The sequence below is a fragment of the Litorivivens sp. genome, from assembly GCF_057445395.1.
Genome location: NZ_JBVBUV010000125.1, coordinates 1 through 4933, shown reverse-complemented (window position 1 = coordinate 4933; position 4933 = coordinate 1). Strand labels below are relative to the sequence as shown.

The 4933-nt window shown below is 52.3% G+C and carries 6 protein-coding genes and 1 pseudogene; 4 read left to right on the top strand and 3 right to left on the bottom strand.

All coding sequences use genetic code 11. The features are described from left to right. Positions 1-57 precede the first annotated feature (57 nt). Entirely contained in the window at positions 58-507 is a 450-nt protein-coding gene (locus AC222A_RS18680) for a hypothetical protein (protein WP_372750654.1), read from the bottom strand. A 164-nt stretch (positions 508-671) separates the two neighbouring features. Next, a complete protein-coding gene (locus tag AC222A_RS18675) occupies positions 672-1103 on the bottom strand; it encodes a nuclear transport factor 2 family protein (protein ID WP_486775435.1) in 432 nt (143 codons plus the stop codon). 261 nt (positions 1104-1364) lie between these two features. On the opposite strand from AC222A_RS18675, the gene AC222A_RS18670 reads away from it, so the two are divergent. The 3 genes and pseudogenes from AC222A_RS18670 to AC222A_RS18660 all read left to right on the top strand — a co-directional run. Then, the gene (locus AC222A_RS18670) at positions 1365-1613 is read left to right on the top strand and encodes a DUF5062 family protein (protein ID WP_372750652.1); all 249 of its coding nucleotides are present in this window, start codon (positions 1365-1367) and stop codon (positions 1611-1613) included. A 189-nt stretch (positions 1614-1802) separates the two neighbouring features. Beyond that, the gene (locus AC222A_RS18665) at positions 1803-3080 is read left to right on the top strand and encodes an esterase/lipase family protein (protein WP_486775434.1); all 1278 of its coding nucleotides are present in this window, start codon (positions 1803-1805) and stop codon (positions 3078-3080) included. A 164-nt stretch (positions 3081-3244) separates the two neighbouring features. Beyond that, positions 3245-3343: pseudogene (locus tag AC222A_RS18660) on the top strand (RNA-guided endonuclease InsQ/TnpB family protein); the annotation flags it as partial. Between the two features lie 44 nt (positions 3344-3387). On the opposite strand, the gene AC222A_RS18655 reads toward AC222A_RS18660, so the two are convergent. Beyond that, positions 3388-4026 carry a hypothetical protein gene (locus AC222A_RS18655; RefSeq protein WP_486775433.1) on the bottom strand — a complete coding sequence of 213 codons (639 nt, stop codon included), beginning with the start codon at positions 4024-4026 and terminating at the stop codon, positions 3388-3390. Between the two features lie 521 nt (positions 4027-4547). Between AC222A_RS18655 and AC222A_RS18650 the strand changes: the two genes are divergently transcribed. After that, positions 4548-4933 (top strand): alpha/beta fold hydrolase (locus AC222A_RS18650; RefSeq protein WP_486775432.1); only part of this gene is annotated, 386 nt, incomplete at its 3' end.

Here is a 4933-nt window from a genome sequence, read left to right as displayed (position 1 = left end):
GAGCCTTTTGAATTCCTAGGCTTGGGGCTCTGCCGTTTTTTGATTTGCCGTTTTAATTCAGTTTCCGCCTCTCTCGCTATCGGGAGTCATTATCAGAAGTTTGCCAATAGCGACCGATGTTGGCAGTCCTAATATTCCTTTAACCTTTTCAATCTCACAGTAAGCCTGATATTTCTTGCCTGCGCTAACAGTAGCTGTGAATGATGGAAAGGCCTGAAGTGGGCCATGAACACACCCTATTTTGAATTTATACTCGCCCGGATCAATTATAAAGTCGTCGGGGTTTGGGCCCCAGAAACTAGTCTCGTAAATAACTGTTCCATCGGACTTGTAGATGCCCCGTATATGCGAACTGAATTCGGAGCTAAAGAAGATATTAGAATTTGAAAACGTTGTGATCTTAACTTGGTCGTTCAGTGCAGTGCTAGGTGAGCTATAATTCCCCGGGGCATTGGCGCAGCCGCTGATTGCCAGTACTAAAAGCAAAATGGAGCTAATGTTTTTCATCGCGATTATTCCTAAGTTGATGAATTCATAATTCGACAAAACTGTTATTTGTGGCCGGGGGCTGATCAACTGCCCCTAAGTTATTCTCTATGACTTTGATGGCTAGAGAAAGCTGGCGTTTCGCGTTGTGATAGGTTAACCAATTCTTTTCCACCGGTCCTTGATCAGTCAAATAAAACAGATGCGTCGCCGGCAAACACAGACCAGGTGGCATCGCGCCGCACAATGCGCCAGCCTTCCGGTCGGCGCTGCCATTGGTCGACATATTCGCCGTGTGTGTCGAAAATGGCGTCGGCCTTGTCACCAATACCCTGATGTCGTGCTTGTACATACGCGCGGGTAAGGGCGTTATCGCCATCGATCTCTACTTGAATGCTGCCTAGCAGGTGCTGCATAGCGCTACAGCGGTTGTGAAATTTTTTAAACTGCGTCAGCAGCGCCTCGATTCCCTGTTTTTCGCCGCCGTCGCCGTAATCAAAGTGAATGTCGGTGGCAAAAACTTCGCCGACTCTGTCCCAGTGTTTACCATCTACCACTCGGGGAAAGGCGGCGAGGGTGTTCATGATGGCGCGATAATCCTCAGAATCGTTGTGCACAGGCTAGTCTCGCTAAAATAAGTCGGGCCGGTTCGATAGGGCCACAGATTGATGGGTCCACAGTCATTGTTCTACTGGAACTCATACCATACTGCTAAGCGGTATTATGAAAGATCCTCCTATTGGGTGAGTATCAATCACTCAGAAACATTGAGCCAGATCCGTAGGGTGGTCTGGAAGCCCGGTTGTAATGATTAGCGAGCCAGGGTGGATATTTGCATCGACCACGAGTAGTTTACGTAGTCTTCCCTGGGGATAAATATGAAGAAACTGGAAAACGAAAAAGAGCTTGTACGTAAAGCGATAGACATTGGCACCAGTTACGCCGAAAAACGCGGAGCGGCGTTATTCGAGCCTACCGACTCAACCAATGAAAAGCTGGAATACATCTACCGGTTGCTGGTTCGAGACAAGCTTATCCAGCCGATGCCTGAGCTCCAGGTTTCTCAGAAGACTATAAGACATCGGTTGGCCTTGTGGGCTGCATCGCTTGAAAAGAAAAAGAGTTGATCTACGAATTCGGAGCCTCGTCGACCTTGAGGCTCCCACCCTGTGGCCGTTCTACTTATAACCTGGGTCAATCGCTGGAGTGCCCAGGCCATTGCGGAGCGCTTATATTAACCGGTGGATGATCTCTTCAGCTCCTTGTTCCCTGTAACAAGCAGAGCGGGCAGGTCCTTGCCATATTGAGAGAAACCTATGGAAACCGGAAAAATACTGCACGGCAGCGCGCGCCTCATTTTTGACAGTGTCGATGGCGTTACCAATATTGTCGAAGGTATGTACCGCAATATTGCCGCTACGCCGCTACCTTTTGGTCGCGCACCTGAGGGATCGGCGTCGGGTATAGCGGGGTTGGTTCACGCGGTCGTGCGAGGTGTCAATGGCGGGGTTCGCGGCGCCAGTGAGCTGGCGCTGGCGCCGCTGACACAGTACCTCGACCGCTACTATCCGCCGGGCCCACACCGTGCGGCGGTGGTGGCCGCACTCAACGGTGTCTGTGGCGATCATCTGGTCCGCACCAAGAATCCACTTGCCATTCCCATGAGCTTGCGCCTGTTGTTGGATCCGATCGGTGATAGTGAGGCCAGTGAGCCTGAACCTTCGATGATCAATAACCTGTTCGACAGTCGGCGCCAATCGGTTGAAATCTACCCTCACAACACGGTCCAAGGCGACCCGCGCTTTAAGGCATCCACTCGTCTGCTGATCCTAGCCCACGGCCTGTGCATGAATGATCTGGAGTGGACGGCCCATCAACGCAATCACGGTCTGGACATTGCAGATAGCGGTGGCTACACCCCGGTCTTCCTGCGCTACAACAGCGGGCGTCATATATCGGACAACGGCAAAGCGTTTGCCCGCCAGATCAGTGGTCTTGTTACCTCTTGGCCGGTGCCGGTCGAGTCTATTACGGTCATCGGTTTCAGTATGGGCGGGCTGATCACTCGCAGTGCTTTGCACGTGGCCAGCGACGAAAAGCTCCCCTGGCTGAAAAAGGTCGACAAGGTGGTCTATGCCGGCACCCCTCACCACGGCTCTTCACTGGAGCGCGGTGGCTATTGGCTGCAACGCTCCGCCACCTTCAGCCCCTACACCGAGCCGCTTTCGGCTTTGGGCAGAATTCGCAGTGATGGCATCACCGATTTGCGCCACGGTAATATTCTCGATGCCGACTGGCAAAACCACGACGAGCACGAAGACAATGTAGATTACCGGCAGTTGGCACCGTTGCCCGACGCCATCGAGCATTACGCCATCGCCGCTACCTTGTCGAAACAGCCAGTCGCCAGCATGGAAAAATTGCGCAGCGACGGTCTCGTCCATCCCTGTAGTGGTCTGGGAAAACATAGTCAGGCAGAAAAACAGCTGAACTTTGCCCAAGCCAATACGTATATTCTTTACGATGTGGGACACTTGGCGATGCTAGGGGATCCACGAGTTACCTTACAGTTGCAGCGCTGGCTTGTCGACTAACGGCAAGCAAAAGCGGCGCTGCCAGCGATGCCCGAACTGCGTTCAGGATGCGCAATGCTGGAATCAGTAGTCCAACGGACAGCCTTTGTGCAATACCGAATGGAAAATTCAGAGCGGCGGCAATAACCGGGCAGACAATAGTTTGCCAAGCACGGTTAAGATGGATAAAGCAGCAAGGTATTTTGAAGTTAAAAGCGGCGGGTCTCGTTGTTTCTGCTCATGGAGGCCTGCGTAAGTCCGACTTGATGTCGGCTGCGGCCTAAGAAGTGGGAAGCCTCACCCTAGCGAAGCGTAGGGTGAGGAGCAGTCACGGTGCGTTAACCTCATTTCCCGCTACCTGGCAACCGGAGACCACCTGTGGGGCCGTAGCGGAGCCACTTACAACGTCGCATTCGTCGCCCCCAACCAATGTGCCGTTGTTATTGGTGCCGCTGCTGTTGGAGCTGCCACCGCCACCGCCACCACCAGCGGTAGCGGCAACCCCAATAGCTACCGCTCCTATCCATACCCAAGGATTCGAGGCGAGAGTGGCGCTTGACCCAGTGCTGGTTTCAGAAGCATTGAAAACCGGTGAAATCTTGGACACGACTGAAACACCGTAAAGTCTGCCAAGCGAATTCCCCAATGAATCAGTCGACCACTGCAAAGGTCGTAGTGAATGCTCTTGATAGTAGCCGGCAACGTACTCAAATTCGAACGGATCATATTTGCTAGCGGTTAAGGAAGCTGTCTCATGCACAGAGCGTACGATGTTGCCGGTTGGCCCCAGTGCAAAGTTTGCCTGCCATCGGCTCTGGTCAGGACGAATATCCCCAAGCTGCCAATTCAATTCCACAAGCACACCAACCCGGTCCTGAGGTGAGGCGGCATAGCTTAGGCAAGGCAGTAGTGCGAGTACTAAGGTTACTACACGGGCAATGATACGAGGATGAAACAAACTCAACATATTCGACGTCCTTTTCTAGTTCTGTTGTGACGCATGCGTGTCACGTTCTACACAAGCGCTCGGTTAGATACTGTCCTGATCATGACCGGCACTCAAGATCTAAGCCTATTGCTGCTTAGTAAAGCCCAATAATGATATCGTTTCTGAGCGATCATGCGACCCTTTATTTCGTTCGATGCGCCGCCGGAAATTTAGAAAGCGTGCCATATTCGCGCTGGGAGGTTGCCGTCAGTACTCTGGTCGGCGTAGACCTTGGTGGATTTGCGGTCGCGCCAGCTTTGAATGGATCGATCGCGCCAGTCGGTATCGATCCTCCGGAAAGGTACACTTTGAATGTCACGGAACTGTTGTAGCCTCAATTTTTTTGAAGGGATGAATTGGGTGGGGTTTTTCCTTCATTGAACAAATTATTTAGCTGAAGGTTCTGACATCGGCCTGAATAGATTGGGTTTGCGCGCTTCGCATCTAGGGTGCAAGACGCATATACTCATTTTTTCGCGCAGATAATGATAAAGCCCGCTATGACAGACAGTTCCCCCGATATTCAATGGTATTCAGACGCAGGCCGACGTGTGGCCTATCGGCAATGGCTGGTGCCGTCGCCCAAGTTGCTTGTTCATATCGTGCATGGGATGTCGGAGCACTCCGGCTGCTACGACGATGTTGCGCGGCTTCTTAATGCGGCGGGTTTCAGTGTCTACGCCCATGACCACTGTTGTCATGGACAAAATGTGCCGATTGACGAGCTCGGCGTAGTAAGTGACTCCCAGAACTGGGACTATATCCTCAAGGACATGCTCTCCCTTAATACGCTGATGAGGGAAGCCAGTCCCGAAACGCCCTTAGCCATTCTCGGGCATAGCATGGGCTCGTTTATTACACAGCGTTTTGCTCAGGAGTACCCTGA

What these genes read in the sequence shown, in the direction of transcription:
- AC222A_RS18680 (WP_372750654.1), bottom strand. Translation starts at nt 507, where the DNA reads ATGAAAAACATTAGCTCCATTTTGCTTTTAGTACTGGCAATCAGCGGC.
- AC222A_RS18665 (WP_486775434.1), top strand. Translation starts at nt 1,803, where the DNA reads ATGGAAACCGGAAAAATACTGCACGGCAGCGCGCGCCTCATTTTTGAC.
- AC222A_RS18670 (WP_372750652.1), top strand. Translation starts at nt 1,365, where the DNA reads ATGAAGAAACTGGAAAACGAAAAAGAGCTTGTACGTAAAGCGATAGAC.
- AC222A_RS18655 (WP_486775433.1), bottom strand. Translation starts at nt 4,026, where the DNA reads ATGTTGAGTTTGTTTCATCCTCGTATCATTGCCCGTGTAGTAACCTTA.